The 23,238-nt window shown below is 72.2% G+C and carries 22 protein-coding genes and 1 pseudogene; 9 read left to right on the plus strand and 14 right to left on the minus strand.

The genetic code is table 11. From position 1 onward, the window contains the following. Nucleotides 1-306: 306 nt before the first annotated feature. The 5 genes and pseudogenes from C1I95_RS17005 (at nucleotide 307) to C1I95_RS17025 (ending at nucleotide 5,044) form a co-directional block, all read left to right on the plus strand. Nucleotides 307-2,617, plus strand: a pseudogene (locus tag C1I95_RS17005) (sensor histidine kinase). Next, a complete protein-coding gene (locus C1I95_RS17010; protein WP_111214824.1) occupies nucleotides 2,607-3,032 on the plus strand; it encodes a roadblock/LC7 domain-containing protein in 426 nt (141 codons plus the stop codon). The pseudogene C1I95_RS17005 and the gene C1I95_RS17010 overlap by 11 nt, the downstream one beginning before the upstream one ends. Continuing rightward, complete coding sequence (locus tag C1I95_RS17015) at nucleotides 3,029-3,466, plus strand: DUF742 domain-containing protein (RefSeq protein ID WP_111214825.1); 438 nt, start codon at nucleotides 3,029-3,031, stop codon at nucleotides 3,464-3,466. Before C1I95_RS17010 ends, C1I95_RS17015 begins: the two co-directional genes overlap by 4 nt. After that, a complete protein-coding gene (locus tag C1I95_RS17020) occupies nucleotides 3,450-4,034 on the plus strand; it encodes a GTP-binding protein (RefSeq protein ID WP_111214826.1) in 585 nt (194 codons plus the stop codon). Before C1I95_RS17015 ends, C1I95_RS17020 begins: the two co-directional genes overlap by 17 nt. Nucleotides 4,035-4,072: 38 nt before the next feature. Further along, nucleotides 4,073-5,044 carry an ABC transporter substrate-binding protein gene (locus C1I95_RS17025; RefSeq protein ID WP_111214827.1) on the plus strand — a complete coding sequence of 324 codons (972 nt, stop codon included), beginning with the start codon at nucleotides 4,073-4,075 and terminating at the stop codon, nucleotides 5,042-5,044. Between the two features lie 54 nt (nucleotides 5,045-5,098). Here the strand turns inward: C1I95_RS17025 and C1I95_RS17030 are convergent, their stop codons facing one another. The 4 genes from C1I95_RS17030 to C1I95_RS17045 are packed head-to-tail and all read right to left on the minus strand — an operon-like array spanning nucleotide 5,099 to nucleotide 8,551. Continuing rightward, entirely contained in the window at nucleotides 5,099-6,322 is a 1,224-nt protein-coding gene (locus tag C1I95_RS17030) for an ABC transporter permease (RefSeq protein WP_111214828.1), read from the minus strand. Then, the gene (locus tag C1I95_RS17035; protein ID WP_111214829.1) at nucleotides 6,319-6,975 is read right to left on the minus strand and encodes an ABC transporter ATP-binding protein; all 657 of its coding nucleotides are present in this window, start codon (nucleotides 6,973-6,975) and stop codon (nucleotides 6,319-6,321) included. The genes C1I95_RS17030 and C1I95_RS17035 overlap by 4 nt, the downstream gene beginning before the upstream one ends. Then, complete coding sequence (locus C1I95_RS17040; protein ID WP_111214830.1) at nucleotides 6,972-8,021, minus strand: efflux RND transporter periplasmic adaptor subunit; 1,050 nt, start codon at nucleotides 8,019-8,021, stop codon at nucleotides 6,972-6,974. The genes C1I95_RS17035 and C1I95_RS17040 overlap by 4 nt, the downstream gene beginning before the upstream one ends. Continuing rightward, nucleotides 8,021-8,551 carry a DUF3558 domain-containing protein gene (locus tag C1I95_RS17045; RefSeq protein ID WP_111214831.1) on the minus strand — a complete coding sequence of 177 codons (531 nt, stop codon included), beginning with the start codon at nucleotides 8,549-8,551 and terminating at the stop codon, nucleotides 8,021-8,023. The genes C1I95_RS17040 and C1I95_RS17045 overlap by 1 nt, the downstream gene beginning before the upstream one ends. 155 nt (nucleotides 8,552-8,706) lie before the next feature. On the opposite strand from C1I95_RS17045, the gene C1I95_RS17050 reads away from it, so the two are divergent. Both C1I95_RS17050 and C1I95_RS17055 read left to right on the plus strand, forming a co-directional pair. Further along, on the plus strand, nucleotides 8,707-9,363 hold the full coding sequence (locus C1I95_RS17050; RefSeq protein ID WP_111214842.1) for a response regulator transcription factor: 657 nt from the start codon (nucleotides 8,707-8,709) through the stop codon (nucleotides 9,361-9,363). Beyond that, a complete protein-coding gene (locus tag C1I95_RS17055; RefSeq protein WP_111214832.1) occupies nucleotides 9,360-10,679 on the plus strand; it encodes a sensor histidine kinase in 1,320 nt (439 codons plus the stop codon). Before C1I95_RS17050 ends, C1I95_RS17055 begins: the two co-directional genes overlap by 4 nt. Here C1I95_RS17055 and C1I95_RS17060 read toward each other — a convergent pair. Next, the gene (locus C1I95_RS17060) at nucleotides 10,676-12,106 is read right to left on the minus strand and encodes an acyltransferase family protein (RefSeq protein WP_111214833.1); all 1,431 of its coding nucleotides are present in this window, start codon (nucleotides 12,104-12,106) and stop codon (nucleotides 10,676-10,678) included. The genes C1I95_RS17055 and C1I95_RS17060 overlap by 4 nt on opposite strands. Before the next feature lie 263 nt (nucleotides 12,107-12,369). Between C1I95_RS17060 and C1I95_RS17065 the strand changes: the two genes are divergently transcribed. After that, a complete protein-coding gene (locus tag C1I95_RS17065) occupies nucleotides 12,370-13,650 on the plus strand; it encodes an NRAMP family divalent metal transporter (RefSeq protein WP_111214834.1) in 1,281 nt (426 codons plus the stop codon). 103 nt (nucleotides 13,651-13,753) lie between these two features. Here the strand turns inward: C1I95_RS17065 and C1I95_RS17070 are convergent, their stop codons facing one another. Continuing rightward, nucleotides 13,754-15,094, minus strand: a complete 1,341-nt coding sequence (locus tag C1I95_RS17070; protein WP_111214835.1) for a glycoside hydrolase family 18 protein — start codon at nucleotides 15,092-15,094, stop codon at nucleotides 13,754-13,756. Nucleotides 15,095-15,353: 259 nt separating this feature from the next. Here C1I95_RS17070 and C1I95_RS17075 point away from each other — a divergent pair, with 259 nt between their 5' ends. Next, nucleotides 15,354-15,818, plus strand: coding sequence for a VOC family protein (locus C1I95_RS17075; RefSeq protein WP_111214836.1), 465 nt, complete (start codon nucleotides 15,354-15,356; stop codon nucleotides 15,816-15,818). Between the two features lie 22 nt (nucleotides 15,819-15,840). Here the strand turns inward: C1I95_RS17075 and C1I95_RS17080 are convergent, their stop codons facing one another. From C1I95_RS17080 to C1I95_RS17115, 8 genes are all read right to left on the minus strand, one after another. Further along, a complete protein-coding gene (locus C1I95_RS17080) occupies nucleotides 15,841-16,197 on the minus strand; it encodes a YrdB family protein (protein ID WP_199523787.1) in 357 nt (118 codons plus the stop codon). A 98-nt stretch (nucleotides 16,198-16,295) separates the two neighbouring features. After that, nucleotides 16,296-16,853 (minus strand): DUF5666 domain-containing protein, encoded by a 558-nt coding sequence (locus tag C1I95_RS17085; protein ID WP_233513713.1) that lies wholly within the window; start codon nucleotides 16,851-16,853, stop codon nucleotides 16,296-16,298. Nucleotides 16,854-16,884: 31 nt separating this feature from the next. Then, nucleotides 16,885-18,072 carry an ABC transporter permease gene (locus C1I95_RS17090; protein WP_111214838.1) on the minus strand — a complete coding sequence of 396 codons (1,188 nt, stop codon included), beginning with the start codon at nucleotides 18,070-18,072 and terminating at the stop codon, nucleotides 16,885-16,887. Further along, nucleotides 18,063-18,833, minus strand: coding sequence for an ABC transporter ATP-binding protein (locus C1I95_RS17095; RefSeq protein ID WP_325048839.1), 771 nt, complete (start codon nucleotides 18,831-18,833; stop codon nucleotides 18,063-18,065). Before C1I95_RS17095 ends, C1I95_RS17090 begins: the two co-directional genes overlap by 10 nt. Then, a complete protein-coding gene (locus C1I95_RS17100; RefSeq protein WP_111214840.1) occupies nucleotides 18,830-20,104 on the minus strand; it encodes an efflux RND transporter periplasmic adaptor subunit in 1,275 nt (424 codons plus the stop codon). Before C1I95_RS17100 ends, C1I95_RS17095 begins: the two co-directional genes overlap by 4 nt. Nucleotides 20,105-20,150: 46 nt before the next feature. Then, nucleotides 20,151-21,758, minus strand: coding sequence for a sensor histidine kinase (locus C1I95_RS17105; RefSeq protein ID WP_111214841.1), 1,608 nt, complete (start codon nucleotides 21,756-21,758; stop codon nucleotides 20,151-20,153). Continuing rightward, entirely contained in the window at nucleotides 21,755-22,453 is a 699-nt protein-coding gene (locus C1I95_RS17110; protein WP_111214844.1) for a response regulator transcription factor, read from the minus strand. Before C1I95_RS17110 ends, C1I95_RS17105 begins: the two co-directional genes overlap by 4 nt. A 115-nt stretch (nucleotides 22,454-22,568) precedes the next feature. Beyond that, a partial coding sequence (locus tag C1I95_RS17115; protein WP_146605743.1) for an efflux RND transporter periplasmic adaptor subunit occupies nucleotides 22,569-23,238 on the minus strand: 670 nt, incomplete at its 5' end.

Consider the following 23,238-nt stretch of genomic DNA (forward strand, 5'->3'; position numbering starts at 1 on the left):
GCCGCTCCCTGGTCCGGGCAGGCCGACGGCGTCGTCGGTGTTAAGAAGGGGCCCGGGCTCTACCGCAGGCGTTAACAAGGGGCCCTTCCTTGCTCGTCCGGTGTGCGGGGGGTTCGGATTGGACGAAGTGGAGCCCGGCCGAACGGTCGGGCTGCACACCTGAAAGGGCAAAGAGCAACCCCGACCTCGTGACAAACCCTTCGGGAGGGTTGTGGGGCGACGCGCTGGCCGCCATATTGCTCTGATCAACTTCCCTTGACGCCGATCCCACCCGCGCTGCGGCGGCTCGATCGGATTGGAGACCGCGTGTCCACACGGATTCCCGGCGACGGTGCGAGCCGGGGCGGCGGCACCATCCGTGGCCGGCTGGTCGGCATCATCGCCCTACCCGTGCTGGCCGTCCTGCTGCTGCTCGGGTACGTGACCGTCATCGAGGTCTCCAGCTACCGGGCCGCCCGGGCCGCCAGTGAGGCGGTGTCCCTCGCCCTCGCGGTGCAGGATCTCACCCAGGAGTTGCAGACCGAGCGGGGTCTCACCGCCGGTCTGCTCGGCGGCAACGTCGGGTTCCGCGACGAGATCACCCCGGCCCGGGAGCGGGTGGACCGGCGGCGGCAGACGGTCCAGACGGCGATCTCCGACGGCGGGCCGACGGCCGACCAGATCGACGCGGCCCTGCGGGAACTCGACGGGCTCACCGTGGTGCGCTCCGCCGCCGACAGCGGCAGTGCCGGGCGGGCCGCGACCTTCGACTTCTTCACCGAGCGCATCGCCGCGTTGAACCGCATCGACTTCGGCCTCGACCAGGTCCCCGATCAGGAGCTGCGGCGGCACGTGGCCACCCTCGACGCGCTGAGCCGGATCGAGGAGAGCACCGCGCAGCAGCGGGCCTTCCTCAACGGCGTCTTCTCCGCCGGTGGGTTCGCCCCGGGCGAGTTCCTCCAGTTCGCCGCGATGCGCGCGGCCCGGGAGGCGGCCCTGGCCGACTTCGCCGAGCAGGCCACCCCCAGCCAGCAGGCCGCCAACGACTGGGTGCTGGACACCGGGGCCGCCCGGGTGGCCGGCTACTTCGAACAGGTCGCCCTCAACTCCGCCGACGGCCGCCGGTTGCAGGTCAACCCGCAGTCCTGGTGGTCGGCCCTGACCACGGTGCTGGACGGCATGCGCCAGATGCAGCAGCACGTCGGCGCGGAGATCGAGGCGCGGGCCGCGGAGCGTCAGAACGAGTCCACCCAGCGGATCGTCGTGGTCGCCGCGCTGGTGGCACTCTTCCTGTCCGGGGCCATGGGCCTGCTGGTGGTCGCCTCCCGGTCGATCACCCGCCCGCTGGCGCTGCTGGCCGGCGAGGCCCACGAACTCGCCACCAACCGGCTGCCCGCCGCCGTGCGCCGGCTACAGGACGGGGCCGAGGAAGGCAGCCCGGAGGCACCGGCACCGGTTCGGGTGCCGGAACGCTCCAGCGTGGAGGTGCGGTCGGTGGCCGGCGCCCTCGACCAGGTGCAGGCGGTGGCCTTCCGGCTCGCCACCGAGCAGGCGATGCTGCGCCGCAGCACCACGGAGTCGCTGGCGAACCTCGGGCGGCGCAACCAGAACCTGCTGCGGCGTCAGCTCGGCTTCATCACCAAGCTCGAGCGGGAGGAGACCGACCCGGCCGGGCTCGCCAACCTCTTCGAACTGGACCATCTCGCCACCCGCATGCGCCGCAACGCGGAGAGCCTGCTGGTGCTGGTGGGCGCCGGGGGACCCCGCCAGTGGGCGACGCCGCTGGCGATCTCCGACGTGATCCGGGCGGCCATCTCCGAGGTCGAGGAGTACCGCCGGGTACAGCTGCGCCGCATCGACGACGCCTGGGTGGTCGGGGCCAACGTCAGCGCGGTGGCCCACATGCTCGCGGAACTGGTCGAGAACGGATTGACCCTTCTCGCCCCCCGACTCCGACGTGGAGATCCAGGGCCGGCGGACCAACGACAGCTACCTCATCGCCATTACCGACCAGGGCATCGGCATGTCCCCGGAGGACCTGGCGCAGGCCAACGCCCGGCTCCGCGGCGAGGTCGACTACGTCTCCGCGCCGACCCGCTACCTCGGCCACCACGTGGTGGGTCAGCTCGCCCGGGACCTGGACATCGACGTCCAACTGGCCCCTTCGCCGGTCACCGGGGTGACCGCCCGGGTGGTCCTGCCGCCCAGCGTGCTCACCATCCCGAACGCGACCGCACCGGAGAAGGGGGCGGTGGGCGGCACCGCCGCGCCGATCGCCATCACCGCCACCCCCACGCCGGTCACGGCGGAGTCAGCCGAGACGACCCCACCGGTCGTGGGCCGGGCAACCGTCATCCCCGGCGAGTTGGCCTCCGCCGACCCGGCGGAGGAGCGCACCACCAACGGGCTGCGTAAGCGCCTGCCCCGGGAGCGACGGTCGGTCTCGTCGGCGCCCGCGGCCGCCTCGTCGGCGCCTGACCGACGCCCGGCTGCCCTCGAAGACTCGCCCGCGGACATCCGGAACCGGTTGACCGCACTGCGCGCCGGAACGCAACGCGGCCAGATCGAACGGTCGACACCGGTGACCGCAACCGGAGACGATGCCGCGACCGAGCCTTGGAGGACCCGTGACGGTTGACACCCACACCGATCCGCACCAGTTGAACTGGCTGCTGGCGAACTTCGTCCGGCAGACCGACGGGGCACGGGACGCCGTCGCTGTCTCCTCCGACGGTCTGCTCATCGCCGTCTCAGCCGGTCTGGACCGGGGCGCCGGGGATCAGCTGGCCGCGATCGTGTCCAGCATGGCCAGTCTGGCCCGTACCGCCTCCCGCAAGTACGACTTCGACGGGCTGAAACTGATCATGATCGAGATGAAGCGGGGCTTCCTGCTGGTCTCGGCGATCAGCGACGGCAGCTGTCTCGGGGTGCTCGCCGAGGGCGGCTGCGACCTGGGCCTGGTCGGGTACGAGATCTCCCTGCTCGCCGAGCGGTTCGGCGCCCTGCTGACCCCGGCCCTGATCTCCGAGTCGAGACGGGTCCTGCCGCGGTGAGCGACAGTGGACCCCGGCTGCCCGACCCGCGCATGATCCCGTACTGGGCTCCCAGCACACCGCCGACCGGCCCCGCTTCGGAGCCGCAGCCGTGGCGTCCGGAGGAGCCCACGGACGAGGCGGCGGTGCGTCCGTTCCTGCTCACCGGCGGGCGTACCCGACCGGTGCAGGACGGGCTGCGGGTGGAGACCCTGCTCTCCGCCCAGCCGGCGGCGCTCTCCGCGCCGCTGCGTTTCGAGGCCCGCCGGATCGTCGAGCTGTGCCAGCGGCCCACCACCGTGGCTGATCTGGCGGTGGCGTTGCGGGTGCCGCTCGGTGTCACCCGGGTGCTCGTCGCCGACCTGCTGAACGAGGGCTATCTGCGCCGCGTGGAACAAGGTGAACTTTCCACCGCAATGATCGAGAGGATCAGGGACCGTGTCCGCGCTCTCTAGTCAGAGGCCCGCGCCCACCGCAGTGAAGATCGTGGTCAGCGGGGGGTTCGGAGTCGGCAAGACCACCTTCGTCGGCGCCGTCTCGGAGATCGAACCCCTGGTCACCGAGGCCGACCTGACCGAGGTGTCGGTGGGAGTCGACGACACCACCGGGCTCGCGGGGAAGACCACCACCACGGTGGCCCTGGACTTCGGCCGGATCAGCCTCGACGAGTCCCTGCTGATGTACCTGTTCGGCACCCCCGGGCAGGACCGCTTCGCCTTTCTCTGGGACGACCTCGTGGACGGTGCCCTGGGGGCCGTCGTCCTGGTCGACACCCGGCGGATCGAGGACTGCTTCCCCGCCATCGACTACTTCGAGGATCACCGCATCCCGTTCCTGTTGGCCATCAACAACTTCGACGCAGGCCGCCGGTTCGATCTCGCCGAGGTGCGGGAGGCCCTCGGGGTCGGGGACGAGGTGGTGCTGGTGGAATGCGACGCCCGCCAGCGGGAGTCGGTCAAGCAGGTGCTCGTCGCGCTCACCGAGGTGGTCCTGGCGCAACGCCTCGCCCGGACCTCAGGGTGAGGCGGGGCCGGGGCACGACGACAGGAAGGACAGCAGCAATGCGGACATCAGGCTGGATCAGGGCGGCGGCGGTCGCCGGCTCGGCCGTACTGGCGCTGGCCGGCTGCGCGGCCGACATCCAGCCCCGGGTCGCGGCGCCGGGCCCGCCGGAGAAGACGGCGTGCGACACCCTGACCATCGCGGTCAACCCGTGGGTCGGGTACGAGGCGAACGTCGCCGTGGTGAGCTATCTGGCCAAGAGCCGGCTCAACTGCACGGTGGTGGAGAAGGACCTCACGGCGGAGGAGTCCTGGAAGCAGCTCGCCGCCGGTGAGGTCGACACGATCCTGGAGAACTGGGGCCACGACGACCTGAAGAAGCGGTACGTCGACGAGGAGCGGGTGGCCGTCGAGCACGGCATGACCGGCAACAAGGGCGTCATCGGCTGGTACGTCACACCGTGGCTGGTCGAGCAGTACCCGGGGATCACCAGCTGGAAGAACCTCAACGACTACGCGTACCTGTTCCGTACCCCCACCTCCGGTGGCAAGGGTGTCCTGCTCGGCGGCGATCCCTCGTTCGTCACCAACGACCGGGCGTTGATCCGCAACCTCAAGCTGGACTTCACCGTCAACCTCACCGGCAGCGAGGAGAAGCTGATCGAGGCGTTCCGGGAGGCGGAGCGGAACCGCCGGCCCGCGATCGGCTACTTCTACGCTCCGCAGTGGTTCCTGACCGAGGTCAACCTGGTGCACATCAAGCTGCCGCCCTACACGCCCGGCTGCGACGCCGACCCGGCCAAGGTGGCCTGCGACTACCAGCCGTACGACCTCGACAAGATCGCCAACCGAGAGTTCGCCGAGTCGGGCAACCCGGCCGCCGAACTGATCAAGAATTTCCACTGGACCAACGCCGACCAGAACGAGGTGGCCCGCTACCTCACGGTGGACAAGCTGTCCCGGGACGAGGCGGCCAAGAAGTGGCTGGACGCCAACCCGGAGGTCTGGCGCGCCTGGTTGCCGCCGGACTGAGCCGGACGGATCGCCGAGGACCGCCCAACTGGGCGGTCCTCGGGCGGGCCACGGTCACGGCGCCGCCAGCGCCTCCGTCGGTGGCATGCGGGAGGCGCGGATCGCCGGGTAGAGGCCGGCGACGCCGCCGATCACCAGTGTGGCGCCGACCCCACCGACCAGCACCCACATCGGTACGACCGTCGTCCATCCCTGCGCGACAGCGTAGGCGGCCGTCGCCGCGCTGCCCAACGCGACCCCGCCGCACCCGCCCAATGCGGACAGGATCAGCGACTCGGCGAGGAACTGTTGCCGGACCTGGCCGCGGGTGGCGCCGAGCGAGCGCCGCAACCCGATCTCGGCCCGCCGTTCGAGCACCGAGATGACCATCGTGTTGGCGACGCCCACCCCGCCGACGAGCAACGCGACCGCGCCCAGGCCGAGCAACAGCCGGGTGAACGCCTCGCCGGCGGCCTGCTTGGCGGCGAGCGCGTCGGACGGGCGGGACACCGCGACCTCGTTGGGCGCCTGCGGGTTGGCGGTGGCACCGAGCACCGCCCGCACATCCTCCACCGACGACTCCTCCGACCGGGTGTAGACGGTGGTCGCATGTCCGTCGAAGCCGAGTTCGCTCTCGGCCGCCGACCATCCGACGAGTACGGCGGTGTCCAGCTCGGGGGCCAGCGGCGCCGGATCGAGGATCCCGACGACCGTGAACAGCACGCCGCCGACGAGCACCTGGACCTCCGGCCCGGCGCGGCCGAAGCCGAGCCGTTGGGCGGTGGCCGACCCGAGCACGGCGGCGGGATAGCGGGCGCTGGCGGCGTTGAGCCAGGTGCCGCTGCCCACCGTCGCACCGACGGTGTCCGGCAGGTCCAGCCGGGCGGCGTACACGGCGATGCCGTTGGTCTGCGCCCTGGGGATCCGCGCGCTGCGGTACACCTTCGCGTCCGCCACGCGCCCGATCGCCGAGTGGGCCAGCACCGGCCCGATCCGGCCGACCATGCTCTCGGCGACCAACGGCAGCTGTGCCTCGTCCCCGGTGAACGTGGTGCCGGGGGAGACCGTCAACAGGTTGGTGCCGAGGGCGTCGATGGTGCGGTCGAGGTCCGCGCGGGACGACGACGAGATGCCGACGACCGCGACCATCGCCGCGATCCCGATCGCGATGCCGAGCGCGGACAGGAACGCGCGGGTGGGCCGGGTACGCAGGCCGACTGCGCCGACCCGTACCACGTCGCGGGGCCGCAGCCGAGCGGGCCTCAGCCGGGGCTGCCGCGGCCCGGAGGTCCCGGTCATGGTGACACCACCCGCCCGTCGCGCATCATGACCTGGCGCGGCAGGCCGGCCGCGATCTCCCGGTCGTGCGTGATGATCACGACGGTGGTCCCGCCCGCATGCAGCCCGCGCAGCAGGTCCATCACGCCGGCGCCGGAGGCCGTGTCGAGCGCGCCGGTCGGCTCGTCGGCGAGCAGCAACGCCGGTTCGCCCACCACCGCCCGGGCGATCGCGACCCGCTGCCGTTCGCCGCCGGACAACTCGTGCGGCCGGTGGGTGCCCCGGTGCCCGAGCCCCACCCGGTCGAGCGCCGCCCGGGCCCGATGCCGCCGCTCGCCGAGCGGCCGGCCGGAGTAGAGCAGCCCGTCCGCGACGTTGTCCACAGCGGACGTTCCCGCCGCGAGGTGGAACTGTTGGAACACGAAGCCGATCCGGGTTGCCCGCAACGCGGAGAGCTGACGGTCGTCGAGGTCGGCTATGTCGTACCCGGCTATCCGGACCGTGCCGGAGGTCGGCCGGTCGAGGGTCCCGATCAGGTTGAGCATGGTGGATTTCCCGGACCCGGAGGGTCCGACGATCGCGACCAGCTCGCCGGCCGCCACGCGCAGTGACACCCCACCGAGCGCGGCCACCCCACCGGGATAGCGCTTCGTCACCTCGGTCAGCGCGATCACTTCGGCATCCCGACGATCATGCCCTCGGCGATGCCGTCGCCGGTGACCTCGACCCGGCCGCCGGAGAAGAGCCCGGTCTGCACCGGCACGTAGCGGCTCTCGTCGCCGTCGACGATCTCGACGCCGAATCCGCCTTCCCGCAACGCGAGCAGGGCCGCGATCGGAACGGTGAGCACGTTCTCGCGCTTGTCGGCGGTGAACGTCACGTCGACCGACGCGAAGCCGTACGCCGCGGCAGCCTCGGCGTCCGGCAGCTGCACGGTGACCTCGACGGTGGTCGTCGGGTTCTGGCCCTGCGCCCCGGGCGTGATGACCGTGCTGACGTCGGTGACCCGCCCCGGGACGGATGCGCCGTCGGGCAGCGTGACCCCGACGGTGGCGTCCTTGGCGGCGAGGCGTTGGTCGGCCGGCCGAAGGTCGACCGAGACGGCGCGGCCGGTGCCGGTGTAGGACAGCACGGCCTGGCCGGACCCGACGACGTCGCCGAGCGCAGCCTGGACGCTGTCGACGCGGACGGTACCCGGCGTGAACACCACCGAGCCCAGCTCGACCACGCCGGTCCGGGCGAGCCCCACGTCCTCCTGCCACGCGCGTACCGCCGCCGCCGTCGCCCCGGTGTAGGTGTCGTCGACGGTGAAGCCCTGGTATCCCAGCGCCTTGAGGTTCCGCTCCAGCTGGGCCACGTCCGGGCCGTCGTCGCCCGCGCGCAACGCCCGGTAGGCGGGCATCGTGCCGTACATGACGATCACCGGCCGGTTGTCGACCTTGACCAGCGGTTTGCCCCGGGTGACCAGGCTGTCGCCGTCGGGAGCGTAGGTGACGGTTCCCGGCGTCCGGGCCGTCACGGTCGTGGTCGACCCGAACCCCAGTTCGCCGTCGAAGGTCACGGTGTCGGTGAGCGTCTCGCGGGTCACCACGGCCGTGCCGGGCGGCTGCGCCCGGCCGTTGCCGTCGGTGGCCGCGCCACGGTCGGCCATGGTGAGGACGACCGCGGCGCTGGCCCCGGTTGCCACCAGGGCCGCCGCACCGGCCAGAATCCGACGCATCACCGCTGCCCGGGCGTGCTTGCGGACAGCAGGCTCTCGCACTTCTGCTGTGCGGCCGGGAAGTCCGGGTCGTCGCCGATCTCCGGGGTGATCCGGATGCCCGGCTGTCCCGGATCGGGGTCGGGGAACGCCTCGACGCCGTTCTCCCGCATGCAGCCGGCGAACAGCCGGCCCCGCTCGGCCATCTGCGCGTCCTGCTCCGGGGAGCGGTTGGCCTGCGGGTTGAACTCCCGGCATGCCTCCATCGCCTGCTCGACCTTCTCCCGGCCCACGCTCTGGTCGAACCGGAACCGGACTCCCTTGCCCGGCTCGGGGTCGGGGATGTCGAGGCCCTGCTCCCGCAGGCACTGCGCGAACTTCACGCCCATCTCGTCCGGGTCGACCGCCGCCGCGCTCGCGGACGGGCGGTCGCCGCCGGCCGCGTCGACGGAGGCCACCGCCGGGCCGTCACCGTCCGACCCGCATCCGGCCAAGACCAGGACAAGCCCCGGGAGTACGGCGACAGCGGCGCGTTTGAACCCTCGTGCCATCGGTTTCTCTTCCTGTTCGCGGTCGACCGGTTCGACCGGCTCAGGAGCGAGCCAACCGGCACGCCCGTTTCCCGGGCGTTTACCCGAGGCGTCGACGGCACCAGAAGTCGATCATTAACAGGAAAGAAACAGCCGGGCTGGCCATGATGTCGACCATGCGGGTGCTGGTGGTGGAGGACGAGCCGATCCTCGCGGACGCGATCGCCGAGTGGCTGCGCGAGGAGACCCACGCGGTCGACGTCGCGCACGACGGCGAGGGCGCGCTGGAACGGCTCTCGGTCAACGACTACGACGTGGTGGTGCTCGACCGCAACCTGCCCGGGATCGCCGGCGACGAGGTCTGCGGTCGGATGGTGGCGGCGGGCGCTGCCGCCCGGGTGCTGATGCTCACCGCGGCGGCCGAGGTGACCGATCGGGTCGCCGGGCTCTCCCTCGGCGCCGACGACTACCTCACCAAGCCCTTCGCGTTCGTCGAGCTGGCCGCCCGGGTCAGGTCGCTCGGCCGACGCTCCCGACCACCGACCCCACCGGTGCTGCGTCGCGCCGGCATCACGCTCGACACCAACCGGCACGAGGCGTTCCGCGACGGCAGGTACATCCCCCTCTCCAAGAAGGAGTTCGCGATCCTCGCCGAGTTGCTCCGTGCCGACGGCGCGCCGGTGTCGGCCGAGTTCCTGCTGGAGAAGGTGTGGGACGAACACGCCGACCCGTTCACCCCGGCCGTCCGGCTGGCGATCCTCAAGCTGCGCCGCAAGCTCGGTGACCCACCGGTCGTCGAGACGGTGACCGCGGTCGGCTACCGGATCCCGTGAGGCCGAGAACGTACGCGAGGTGGCCCCGGTCCACCCGGCTCGCGCTGCCGCGACGGGTCACGCTCCGGGCCCGGCTGACGCTCGTCTACAGCGCCCTGTTCCTCGTCGCCGGGGTCGTGCTGCTCGGCGCCACCTACGTGCTGTTCAACCAGCAGATCAACCGTTCGACGGTGAAGGTCGTCGCGCAGCGACCGTCGCCCGACACCGACTCCGACGCCACTGTGCGACAGAACGACGTGGTCTTCCGCGACGGGCAACCCATCGCGATCGACGACGTCGAGAAGTGGATGCGCGAGCAGCAGCAGCAGCTCCACGACGCGGCCACCACCTCGATGCTCACCCAAGGCGGGATCGCGCTCGGCGTGGTCGGACTGGCGGCGGCGGGCTTCGGCTGGCTGATCGCCGGACGGGTGCTGAGCCCGCTGCACCGGGTCACCGAGACCGCCCGGCGGATCGCGCAGGCGCCCGCGGCCGACCGGGTCCTGCACGAGAGGATCGCCCTGCGCGGCCGGCACGACGAGGTCAGGGACCTGGCCGACACGTTCGACGCGATGATCGGCCGGCTCGACCGTTCCTTCGAGGGGCAGCGGCGGTTCATCGCCAACGCCTCCCACGAGCTGCGTACGCCGTTGACGCTGAGCCGGGCCCTGGTCGAGATCGCGATGAACCGGAAGGCCGCCTCCGCCGACGTCCGGCAGCTCGGTGACAGCCTGCTCGACATCCACGCCCGCCACGAGAACCTCATCGACGGACTGCTCGTGCTCGCCACCTCGGAGAACGAGGTCGTCGACCCGCGGCCGGTCGACCTGGCCGACGTGGTGACCCACGTGGCCGCGATGACCCGGGCCGAGGCGGCCGCGGCCGGCGTGACCGTCCAGCAGGCCGCCGCGGAGGCCGTCACGAGCGGGAACGCGCTGCTCATCGAGCGGGTCGTGCACAACCTCGTGGAGAACGGCATCCGGCACAACCGGGGGCCGGCGGGCTGGGTGCGGGTGACCAGCCGGATCGTCGCCGGCGGGCGGGTGCAGGTCGAGGTGACCAACACCGGCCAGTCGATCCAGCCGCACGAGGTGCCGGCGCTGTTCGAACCGTTCCACCGGCGGGCCGGCAACCGTCAGGTCACCGGCCGGGGAGCGGGCCTCGGGCTGTCGATCGTCCGCTCGGTCGTACGCAACCACGGCGGCGGGGTGGACGCCGAACCCCGGGACGGGGGCGGACTCGTCGTTACGGTGACGCTTCCCGCGTTCGCAGACCACGGCTCTGCGGGTACGACTGGTGCCGGCGAGGCCGCCACCATTTGTCCTAGGATGCTTTAGGGGTGGTGTGCCTGCCCACCGGGGCGCAGCCACCGGGGTGGGGATCTGAGCACCCGCAGGATCGCGGCGCCGACGAGATAGGCGACCAGCGCGCCGGGCGGCAGTCCCAGCGGCTCCGGTGCGGACATCCGCACCATGCTGTTGATCAGCAAGCCGGCCACCAGGCACGCGTACCCGGTGACCGCCAGGACCGTACGGAGACGCGGCGCGGGCCACCGGACGGCCTGGTCGGGTCGCTGGCCGGAGGTCGGATGGCCGGTGCGGGCCTCGATCGACCCGAAGATCGCGACGAGGACGGTCAGGATCACCGCCAACGCGACCAACCAGGGCACCCGCCAGGCCCACCAGGTTCCGGTACCGACCGACGCGGGCGGCAGCCAGTGCACGGTGTTCAACACGCCGACGAGCACCACCACCGCGCTGAGGTGCCAGAGGAAGACGGTGAGGACGACGGCGTTCACCGCGATCACCGCCCGCCACGGGCGGGGACGGCGGAGCAGCCGCTGGGCGGGCCGGCGGAGCAGCAGGATGAGCCCGAGTTGGACGGCGGCCAGGGCGAGAAGTGCCAGGCTCGGCGGGGACGAGTTGTCCAACCGCTCGCCCGGCACGGTGATCATGCTGATCGGGTAGGGGCCGGGGATGGTCAGCAGCAGCAGGGCGCCGAGACCCACCAGGAGCAGGAGCAGCGCCGTCGGCCGGCCGGTCGGCAACCGGTGGGCCCGCAGCCCGGACCGCTGTCCCGTACCGGCGGCCGACCTGATGTTCTTCTCCGCGGCGTACGAGTCGTACCAGGCGAAACCGAGCTGGTGGATGGCCAGCCAGCCGAAGAGGAAGTTCCCGCCGGACAGCGGGCCGTGGCCGAGTAGCCGACCGATGTCGCCGATGGCCACGAGCACCACCAGGGTCAGCGGTACGACGAGCCCGAAGCGCCGGTGCAACCGGTACATGACAGGGGTGAGTGCCACCACGGCGATGTAGGCGCTGAGGAACCACAGCGGGATGGTGGCGAACCCCACGACGGTCCGGATCTCGGCCGAGTCGCCGCCGGCCAACCGTCCCACCAGACTTCCGGCCGCGAGGACGAGCAGCAGGACGGTGGTGGGACGCACCAGCCGCCCACTGCGATCCAGCAGCCACTGCGTGGCGTTGACCCCACGCGCCCGGCTGCTGGTCAGCGAGGCGGCGTTGGCGAAGCCACCGACCAGGAAGAACACCGGGATGACCTGGAACAGCCAGGTGAGCGGGCGCGCCCAGACCAGTTCGGTGAGCGCCGAGAAGCCGGAGACGTTCCCCGACGCGTCGCGGGTGACGACGGTGACCGTCCAGTGGCCCAGCACGACGAGGCTGATGGCCAGCGCCCGCAGGAAGTCGACGTACCGTTCCCGCTCGGCCGGCGTACGACTGGCCAACGTCCGTAGCCGGCGCATGCCGTCAGACTATTTTCCGGCAGCGCACGGTAACGGCGTCACCGCAGAACCCGTGCCACCGCTCGACCGACTTCCCGCGAACCGGTGACTCTGGGTGAGGATGCCGGAGGTCACCCGGATAGCTGAATTCTCGCCGGGTCGTTCGTCTGGCGGAGCGGCTCCGCCGGGTCGGGCGAGGATGAGCAGATGCGGCAGGCACCGCGCGGCCCAGTGGTCTTGGCGGTGCGCCCACCTCGACGAAGCGGGCTGCGGAGCGACCACGGATGACTCGCAAGCCGTCGTCGCGGTCCGGGACCGGTCGGGGCGCGCGCCGTGGTGCGGGTGACCGGCGGTTCCGGCTCCGGTCGTGGGGGCCGGGCCTGGTGTCCGGTGCCGCGGACACCGATCCGACCACGGTCGCGACGCTCGTCGTGGTCGGGGCGAGCACCATGTTCGGGTTGGCCTGGCTGACGCTGCTCATGATGCCTGCGTTGGCGGTGGTGCAGGTCCTCGCCACCCGGGTCGGGGTGCTGTCGGGACGCGACCTTCAGCAGGCGGTCGTCGACGGCTACGGACGGGTGGTCAGCACCCTGTTGTTGATCTCCATCCTCGGCGTCAACGTGGTGACCATCGCGGCTGACGTGGCGGCCGGCGCGGCGGCGATCGGCCTGTTGACCGGGGTCGACTCGCGATGGCTGGTACCCGTCTTCGCCGCCGGTGCGCTGGCCCTGCTGCTGATCGGCAAGTACGACGAGGTCGAACGGATCCTCAAGCTGGTGATGCTGGGTCTGCTCGCCTACGGCGCCGCGGCGATTCTGGCCCGCCCCGACTGGCTCGCGGTGGCCCGGGGCAGCCTGATCCCGTCCCTCTCGTTCACCCAGGCCCACCTCGCCGGCACCCTGGCCATCCTCGGTACCACGCTGACCAGCTACACGTACGTGTGGCAGACGGTGGAACAGGTCGAGGAACCGTGCTCGCGTGAACGGCTCAGGACCCGCGAACTCGACGCGGTAACCGGGGCCGGCCTGGCTGCGGTCATCTTCTGGTGCATCCTGGTCGCCAGCGGTGCCACCCTCGGCACCCACCACCAGCAGGTCACCACCGCGGAACAGGCGGCCCAGGCGCTGCGTCCACTGGCCGGGCCGTACGCCAGCGTGCTGTTCTCGGTCGGGCTGCTCGCGTCGGCCCTGATCGCGGTTCCGGTCATCATGGCCGCCGGCGGATACGTCGCCGCCAGCGCGTTCGGCTGGCCTCGCGGCCTGAACAAGACACCCCGCCAGGCCCCCCGGTTCTACGCGGTGGTCGGGGCGCAGACCCTCGCCGGCGTCGCCCTCGCCCTCAGCGGCATCGGCCCCATCCAACTGCTGTTTCTGGCCAGCCTGATCGGTGGCGTCGCCACTCCGCTAGGACTGATCATGCTCGCGCTCGCCGCCGGGAATCCGGCGCTGGTCGGCCAGAGCCGCGTCCACTGGTCCCTGCGGGCCGCCGGTTGGCTCATCGCCGCCCTGGTCACCGCCGTCAGCCTGTTCTTCCTCGCCCAGCAGCTGCACCTGATCGGGGGATGACCGCAGGCCCCGGGCACGCACGGGCCACCGGCCCGCCGTCGAGCGGGGAGTCGCTCGGCGGCGGGCCGGTGACGGTTGCCAATAAGAACGGCGCGGAGTACCGCTACGGCGTCGCGAGCCCGATGTTGATCGTCCTGGTCAGCGTGGCGTTGTCGTCGTCGCCGTCCAGCGACCAGACCATCGCCCCGCCGAGGCCGGTCCGCCGGATGTACAGCATCTTCTGCAGCACGACCGCCGGGTCGTCGTACGTCCAGAAGGTCGTGCCGTCGAACAGCCAGGCGTGCCCGGCGCGAAGGTCGCGGTGGACGGTGAAGCCCTTCCCGGTCAGGGTCTTGAGCTGCTTGTAGTCCTCGTAGCCGGGGGCGTGGATCGCCGGCGCGGGCCCGGCGGCGGGCTTGAACAGGCCGTTGCCGCCGCCGGTGACTCCGGTCCAGCCCTGCCCGTAGTACGGGATGCCCAGGACCAGCTTCCCGCGTGGCGCGCCGCGGCTGATCCAGCCGTCGATCGCCACCTCGACGGAGAAGTCCGGGCGGTCCGGTGCCTTGGCCGGTACGCGCAGCGCCGACTGCTGGTTGGTCACCCGCTCCCAGGTGCCGTGGAAGTCGTACCCCTGCACCGTGGCGAAGTCGAGGTACTGGAAGATCTTGCGTCCCTCGTATCCGGCGTCCATGGCCGCCGGGTTGGCGGGCAGGAACGCGGTCAGCGGGTAGTGCTTGCGGGTCGTGCGGCCGTACGCGTCGAGTTGCTTGCGGAACTCGGCGAGCAGCTTGGTGAAGTTCTGCTTGTCCTCGGGGCGGATGACGTTGCCGACGTCGCCGGGCCAGTTCGGCCACTCCCAGTCGAGGTCGATGCCGTCGAAGACGCCGGCGGCGGTGCCCGGTCCGCCGCTGCCGCCGTCCAGGTTGGGCAGGTTGCCCTTGAGGTAGAGGTCGATGCAGGAGGCGACGAACGCCTTGCGGGAGGCGTCGGTGCGGGCGGCGTTGGAGAAGTACGTGGACCAGCTCCAGCCGCCCAGCGAGATCATCACCTTCAGGCCGGGGTGCTTGGCCTTGAGCTTGGCGAGTTGCCCGAAGTTGCCGTTGAGTGGTTCGCCCCAGGCGTCGGCGACGCCGTCGACGCTCTCCTCGGCCGGGACGGGACGCTGGTAGTCGGCCCAGGCGTCACCTTCGCCCGGCCCGCCGTCGACATAGCAGCGGCCGTCCTCGCTGACGTTGCCGAAGGCGTAGTTGATGTGGGTGAGGCGGCTCGCCGCCCCGGAGGTGTCGAGCTTCTTGACCGGGAAGGCCCGGCCGTAGATGCCCCACTGGGTGAAGTAGCCGACCTTGTGGTAGCCGGTGCCGCGAGACGAACCGCCGGCGCTCGCGGCGGCCGGTGGGGCGGCGGTGACCAGCAGGGTCGTCAGGGCGACGAGGGCGGTGAGGCGGCGGTGGCGGAACGGTCGCATCGGCACACTCCCACGAGGGATGAGGCGGAATTAGTTAAGACACCTTTCTGATCGATGAAGCTAAGCGGACGACGTGCCACGGTCAAGAGCCGACCCGGTGGCTCTCCGGCGTTTCCGGCCGGGTGCGGTCACCCGGGGGGCGGTGTCCCGGGACGGCCGCCAGCTATGCGAGTCGATAGCCTGGCCCTGGATTCATCCGCGCCGGCCGCCGCCCTGCTGGCCGAGCAGCGGCCGACCGATCAGGACAGGAGGTCGAGCAGTGAGTTCCTCCGAGGTACCCGCGTCGCCGGTACGGCAGCTGCGGCTGGTGGTGGAGGCCGACGACTACGAGGCGGCGGTCCGGTTCTACCGCGACGTGCTCGGCCTGCCGGAGCAGGCGGCGTTCTCCAGCGGCGACGACGCCCGGGTGGTGATCCTGGACGCCGGGCGGGCCACGCTGGAGATCGCCAACCCGGCGCAGAAGCGGATGATCGACGAGGTCGAGGTGGGCCGGCAGGTCGCACCGCACATCCGGGTGGCGTTCGAGGTGGACGACACCGCCGGCACCACCGACCGGCTGGTCGCCGGGGGCGCCACGCAGGTGGCGCCACCGACCACCACACCGTGGCACTCGGTCAACGCTCGTCTGGACGCGCCGGCCGATCTGCACATCACGGTCTTCCAGGAGTTGCGTACGCTCGACGACCGCTCCTCGCTGGACGGCTTCGGCACCGACGCACCCTAGACCGAGCACCCGGATCGGTGCGTCAGCGCGTGATCGGGTTGCCGCCCGTGCCGGTGCCCAGCCGCCACAGTGCCACCCGGTTGCCGGCGGCGAGCAGCGCGAGGACCGCGCCGAGCACCGGGTGACCGGTGGCGAACAAGGCAGCCGTCGCGGCACCGAAGACCACCCACTCCGGTACGAGGCGGGCGGGGTCGGTCAACAGGTGTTTCGCCTTCGGGGCGACCCACCGGCCCCAGATGACGGCGGCGAGCGTCGGCGCCAGCACGGCGAGGAGCAACCGTGACCACCAGGCGCCGCCGGCCTGCCAGCCGCCGTACGCCAGCGCCGCCAGGGCCGCCAGCTCCAGCAGGAACCGCAACGCGAGATTGGCACCCCTCACCATGACAGTCTCACACGCCCCCAGCGTGCCGGCGCGCCCTGACGGGCCGCCGGGCTGACCGCTGGTGGACGACCGGCCCGCGTCGGGTGCTGGGCGCCTCAGCCGGTGGCGGTGATCGAGGTGGCCGTGAGCGCGCCGTCGGTGATCGGGCCGCCCGCCACGCTGACCCGGTCACCGGCCTTGATCTTGGCCAGCTGGCTCGCGGTGGACCTGCGTACCTCGGTCTCGTCGTCGGTGCGGACGGTGACCAGCGTGCCGTCGGCGGTCTCCAGGTAGAGGGTGCTGCCGTCGACCAGCTTCACCGTGCCGGTGGTGGCCGCCGCCTGGTCGGCCCCCGACCTGGTCTGCTCGCCGCCGAACCCACCGAAGCCGCTGGGCATCGCCGTCGGGAACGCGCCGGTGAAGCCACCGGGCCGCCCCGGGTCGCCGGCGCCGCTCGTGCCCCAGGCCAGCTGGGCCTGCACCCCGCCGAGGAATCCGCCGACCGCCAGCAGCAGCGCGCCGAGGACCAGCGTGGTGCGGTTCCACCAGCGTTTGGGTGCCGCCGCCGCGAGTTCCGTGGTGAGGTCGTGCTGCGCAGCCGGCGGCATGCCGACCCGGGTCGGGTCGTCGTGTTTCTCGATCCGGTCGATGATGACGGTGTCGGTGTCGTCCATGGCTGATCCTCGTTGGTCGGGGCCCGCGTGCCTACTCGTAGCGCAGGGCGTCGATGGGGCGGAGTCGGGCGGCTCGGGCGGCCGGCAGGCCACCGAAGAACAGCCCGATCGCGACGGACACGCCGAGCGCCAGCGCGATGGAGCTGGGCACGATCACCGGCTGGACACCGACGATGGAGAACCGGGCGCCGATCAGCGCCGCCGCGACTCCGAGGGCGCCGCCGATCACGCTGAGCAGGGTCGCCTCGGTGAGAAACTGGGTGAGTACGGTGCGTCGGCGCGCGCCGAGCGCCTTGCGGATGCCGATCTCCCGGGTCCGTTCGGTGACGGTGACCAGCATGATGTTGGTGATGCCGATGCCGCCGACGAGCAGGCTGATCGCGGCGACCGCGCCGAGCAGGGTGGTGAAGGTCGCCGCGGTCTGCGTCTGCGTCTCCAGCAGTTGTGCCGCGTTCTGGATCCGGTACGCCGCGGTGCCCGGCGTGGCGGCGGGCAGGCGCTGGTCGAGCACGGTCGAGATCTGGCTCTCCACCGCGTCGACCCGGCTCGGGTCGGCGGCCGCCACCAGGATCGAGCCGAGCGGCCCGTACCCGGTGAGCACCTCACGTACCGCGTTCAGGGGTGCGACCGCGGTGTCGTTGGCGTCCTGGAAGCCGGTCGACGACTTCTCGGCGAGCACGCCCGTCACGGTGAACAGCGCCCCGCCCACGGTCACCTGTTTGCCGACCGGATCCTCGCCGGCGAACAACTCCTCGGCGACGGTCTGCCCGATCACCACCACCCGGCGGCCCTGCCGGTCGTCCTCGGCGGTGAACGCGGCGCCGGTGCGTACCGGGGAGTTGGCGGCCGTGAACCAACTCGCCTGGGTGCCGACGAACTGGTTGATGTCGTAGTCGGTGCCGGCGTAGGTGATGGTGGTGGCGGTGCTGGCGATCGGGGAGACCGACACGATGTCGGGGGCGAGCACCGGGTCGGTCAGCGCGTCGGCCGCGGCGAGGGTCAGGCCGCCGCTGCCCCGGCTGGTGCTGGTGACCGTGAGGGTGTTGGTGCCCAGCGCCTCGATCCGGTCGCTGATCGCCTTCGCCGAGCCGTTGCCGACCGCCACCAGCAGGATCACCGCGGCGACGCCGATCAGGATGCCCAGCATGGTCAGCGCCGACCGCAGTTTGTTGGCGGTGACGCCGCGCAGGGCGAAGCGCAGGGTTTCGGTCAGGCCCATCCGCCGCTCCTCGGAACCGCCGAGTGCCGGCCGGGCAGCCCCGGCCCGGCCGGTGTGTCCTGCCGGGTGTCGGACCGGACCTGCCCGTCGAACAGCCGGATCAGCCGCCGGGCCCGGGCACCGACCTCGGGCTCGTGGGTGATCAGGATGATGGTCCGTCCGGCGGCGTTGAGCTGGTCGAACACGGTGAGGATGTCATCGGTGGAGCGGCTGTCGAGGTTGCCGGTCGGCTCGTCGGCGAGCACCAGCGCCGGCTCGGTGACCAGGGCTCGGGCCACCGCGACCCGCTGCTGCTGGCCGCCGGAGAGCTGGTTGGGCTGGTGGTCGGCGCGATCGGCCAGCCCGACCAGTTCCAGCGCGGCCATCGCCCGCCGGCGGCGCTGGGCGGGGCGTACGCCGGCGTAGGCCAGCGGCAGCTCCACGTTGGCCAGCGCGGTGGTCCGCGGGATGAGGTTGAACGCCTGGAACACGAAGCCGATGAGCCGGTTGCGGACCAGGGCCAGTTGTCGGTCGCTGAGCCGGCTGACGTCGACCCCGTCGAGCAGGTAGTGGCCGTCGCTGGGGGAGTCCAGGCAGCCGAGGATGTTCATCAACGTGGACTTGCCCGACCCGGACGAACCCATGATCGCCACGTAGTCGCCGGTGTCGACGGTCAGGGTGATGCCGCGTAGCGCCCGGACCACCGCCTCGCCTTCGCCGTACACCTTGGTCAGTGCCCGGACGTCCAGGACGGGCCGGCCGTGCGTGCCGAGGGCCGTCACCGCGATCCCGTCCCGGCCCGGGTGCCGCCGGTGAGGCCGCCGCCGGGCCCGCCGCCCGGGAAACCACCGCCACCGGGCCCGCCGCCGGGGAAGCCGCCGCCAGGTCCGCCGCCCGGGAAGCCGCCGCCGGTGTTGCCCGAGCGGCTGCTCTCCGGCAGCACCACCCGGTCGCCCTCGGCCAGCCCGGACACGATCTCGTACGCCTGGTCGCCTTGGAGGCCGACCTCGACGCGCCGGGACTCCTGCCCGGTGTCCGTCAGCACGGTCACCGTGGCGCGGGCGCCGGTGCCGGTGACCGCCGCCGAGTTGACCATCAGTACGTCCTCGGCGCTGCCGGTGACCACGCTTACCTGCACGGTCTGGCCCGGCCGGGCGCCGGTGGGCACCTCGTCGAGGCTGACCGTGGCCTGGTAGGTGACCACGTTGCCGCTGGTCGTGGCCTGCGGGTCCACCGCCAGCAGCGTGCCGCTCGCCCGGGCGCCGGAGAGCGCGTTCCAGGTCACGGTGGCCGACTGGCGGTCCTTCAGCCGGGTGGCGTCCGCCTCGGCGAACCCGGCGGTGACCTGTAGCTTGCCCAGGTCCGCGAGGTCGATGAAGCCGGACGAGGAGCTGGTGCCGCCGGCGGCGGAGTTCTGTTGGCCACCCTGTTGGCCACCCTGTTGGCCACCCTGTTGGCCACCAGCGGAGGTGCCGGAGCCACCGGCGGAGGTGCCGGAGCCGCCGGCGGAACTGCCGATCGACCCGTTCACCGCCACGACCGTGCCGGCCCTCGGCGCGGTCAACGTCGTTCCGGCGACCGCCGCCTCGGCCTCCTCGACCGCCAGTTCGGCCTGGGTGACCTCGTTCACCGCCGACGTGGTGTCCGAGCCGGCATCCTTGGCCCGGCTCAACGCGCTTCTGGCGGCGGTCAGGTCCGCCTCCGCCACCCGCAGGGCCCGCTTCGCGGCCGTGGCGTCGATCCGGGCCAGTTCCTGGCCCTTCTTCACCTGCTGCCCGACGGTGACGGCGATGTCGGTGACGGTGCCGGTGGTCGTGAAGCTGGCACTCGCGGTGGCGGCGCTCTGCACCGATCCGTCGGCGGTGACAGTGGCGGTCACCGTGCCCCGGGTGACCGCCACCGCCCTGGTGCCGCCACCGGGGCTGGCCTCGGCCGAAGGATCCGCGCGTAACAGCAGCCAGGCCCAGCTGACACCGCCGACCAGCAGCAGGACCAGGGCGGCGTTGACCGCGACAGCTGCCCGGCGCAGCGCGGCCGGCGGACGTACTCGCATGGTCGACAGCGTCGCCGGGACGCCTGGGAGCAGCTTCGGCGGAAGCTCAGAGCTGGCTCGGAATCGCCGGGTCCGCCGGTGAGTCCGAGGGCTCCCGGGGAACGGCCGGCAGCAGCACCCGGAACGTGCTGCCCCGGCCGGCGGCCGTGTCCAGTTCGACGCACCCGCCGTGGGCGTGCACGATCGACGAGGCGATGGACAATCCCAGCCCCGAGCCGCCGCCGTTGGTCCGCCCGCGGCTCGGGTCGGCCCGATACAGCCGTTCGAACACCCGGCCGGCGTGTTCGGCGGGGATGCCCGGCCCGTCGTCGTGCACCTCCAGCACGGCCAGCCCGCCGGCCGGGTCGGCCGGTGGCGGACCGGAGCGGAACACCCGGCCCGCCGACGCCGTGGTGAGCCGGCCGACCCGCACGGTGACCCGGGCGTCCGGGCCGGCGTACTGCAACGCGTTGGCGACCAGGTTGGCCGCGACCTGCCGCAGCTGGCCCTCGTCGCCCAGCACGGTCGGGGTCTCGAAGGTCTGGTCGCCCTCACCGAGCGTGCTGAGCCGGACCGCCCGTCGCGGCAGCCGGGCGTGTGCGTCCCGGATCGTGTCCGCGGCGATCTCCAGCAGGTCGACGGGGCGCAACGTCGGTACCCGCTGGCGATCCAACCGGGCCAGCAGCAACAGGTCCTCGACCAGGAGACTCATCCGGGTCGCCTCGCCCTCGATCCGGCTCATCGTCTCGTCCAGCAGCGGCCCGGGTGGCGCGCCACCGCGCCGGTACAGCTCCGCGAAGCCACGGATCGACGTCAGCGGGGTACGCAGCTCGTGCGAGGCGTCCGCCACGAACTGCCGCAGCCGCCGTTCCGAGCTGGCCCGGGCGGCCATCTCGGCGCCGATCCGGTCGAGCATCAGGTTGACCGCGGCGCCGAGCCGGCCCGGCTCGGTGTGCGGGTCCGTCTCGCCGATCCGCCGGCCGGGATCGCCGGCCGTGATGGTGGCGACGACCCGTTCCATCCGGGTCAGCGGGCTCAACCCCAACCGCACCACCGACGCGGCGAGCAGGCCGAGCACCACCAGCACCGTGCCGGTGACCGCGACGTCGATGAGCAGTAGGCGGTTGGCGGTCCGGGTCATCTCGGCCAGCGAGGTGCCGAGCACGCCGATCGCGCCGGTGTCACCGACCGGCACCGCCAGCAACCGCCACGCCGTACCCTGCCCGTCGACGACGGTGTACGGGCGTCCGGTCCGGGCGTGCTCGGAGAGTTCGGCTGCCGAGCCGGGATCCGGCGCGCCCTCGGCCGGGATGACGCTGCGCTCGACGTCCCGGGTGCCGTCGGCGTGATAGAACACGAACATCTGGTCGAGGCCCAGTCTCGCGGACCGGCCGGCCGCACCGCCGGGCACCGGCACAGGTGCGGCCAGGCCCGGCGACGGGCGGTCCGGGGTCGCCGTCGCGGGACCGAAGTCCGGCCGGGGACCGGCGACCAGCGGTCGGGACTGGTTGACCAGTTGCCCGTCGACCCGGTCGAGCAGGTAGCTGCGCAGCAGCAGCAGGCCGGCGATGTTCGCCCCGACCAGGGCGAGGGTGGCGAGGGCGGCCACCACGAGGACCAGCCGTGCCCGCAGCGACCAGTGCGGCCACCGCCGGAGGCGCGGCAGCCGACTCATCCGTGACCGCGGGGCAGCCGCAACGCGTACCCGACGCCGCGGACCGTCTGGATCAGCGGCGGCCCGGTCCGGTCGACCTTGCGCCGCAGGTAGTAGACGTACGACTCCACGATGCGTCCGTCACCACCGAAGTCGTAGTTCCACACCCGATCCAGGATCTGTGCCTTGCTCACCACCCGGCCGGCGTTGACCAGCAGGTACCTCAGTAGGCGAAACTCGGTGGGGGAGAGGTCGATCGACCGGCCGGCCCGGCGCACCTCGTGGGCGGCCTCGTCGAGCATGAGGTCGGCGTAGGCCAGCACCCGGTCGTCCCGTTCCGGCTCCGACTCGGCCCGGCTGCGGCGCAGGATCGCCCGGATGCGGAGCACCACCTCCTCCAGGCTGAACGGCTTGGCGACGTAGTCGTCGGCACCGGCGAGCAGGCCGGCGACCCGGTCCGCCACGGTGTCCCGGGCGGTGAGGAAGAGCACCGGCACCGGGCGGCCGGCGGCGCGCAACCGTCGGGCCACCTCGAACCCGTCCAGGTCGGGCAGCATCACGTCGAGCACGACCAGATCGGGTGCGAACTGTTCGACCTCGGTTAGTGCCGCGGCGGCCGTGCCGGCCACCCGGACGTCGAACTCGACCAGCCGCAGCGTGGCGCTGAGCAACGTGGATATGTTCGGCTCGTCGTCGACCACGAGTACCCGGGCCAGGCCGCTCGGCGATCGAGGTGGGGAGGGTGCCGGCGGCACCAGGATGTCGGTCTGCACCCCGACTGCCTACCGAACCTACCTCGGTGTGAGCTGAGGCGACCCTGTGCGCGCGCTGTCACCAGGACCGGCGTACCTCCTCGCCGGCGGTGAGTCCGGAGGTGATCTCGACGTACTGGTCGCCGCGCAGGCCGACGGAGACGGTCCGTGGCTCGCCGCCGGTGCCCACACGTACCGTGCCGGTGCCGTCGACCAGGTCGCCCACCGCCGTCGACGGCACCCGCAGCGCCTCCGCGACCTCGCCGGTACGGATGGTGACCGCCACGCTCTGGCCGACCAGCAGCGTGTCCGGGGCGTCGGTGAAGGAGAGCAGCACGCCGTAGCGCACCATCGTGCCGTCGGTCGCGCCGACCGGGTCGACCTGCCCGACGGTCGCCGCGAACTCCTGGTCCGGCCGGTCGGCGAGGGTGAGGGTCGCGCTCTGCCCGACCGCGATCGCGCCGGCGTCCGCCTCCGGGAAACGCGCCGACACCTGCATGGCGAAGGTGTCGGCCAGGGTGATGAAGGTGCTGCCCCGGCCGACCTGGCTGCCCACCGAGCCGGCGACGGACAGCACCTTGCCGGCGATCGGCGCGGTGATCGTGGCGCCGGCCAGTGTCTCCTCCGCCTCGGCGAGGCTCGCCTCGGCCTGGTTGACCCGACGCTGCGCGGTCAGGATCGGGTCACCGGCCCGGTTCGTTCCACCGCCCGGGCAGGCGGTGCCGCCCGTCGCGGGGGCGGCGGGGGAC

The organism is Micromonospora craterilacus (genome assembly GCF_003236315.1).
Lineage (GTDB): Bacteria > Actinomycetota > Actinomycetes > Mycobacteriales > Micromonosporaceae > Micromonospora > Micromonospora craterilacus.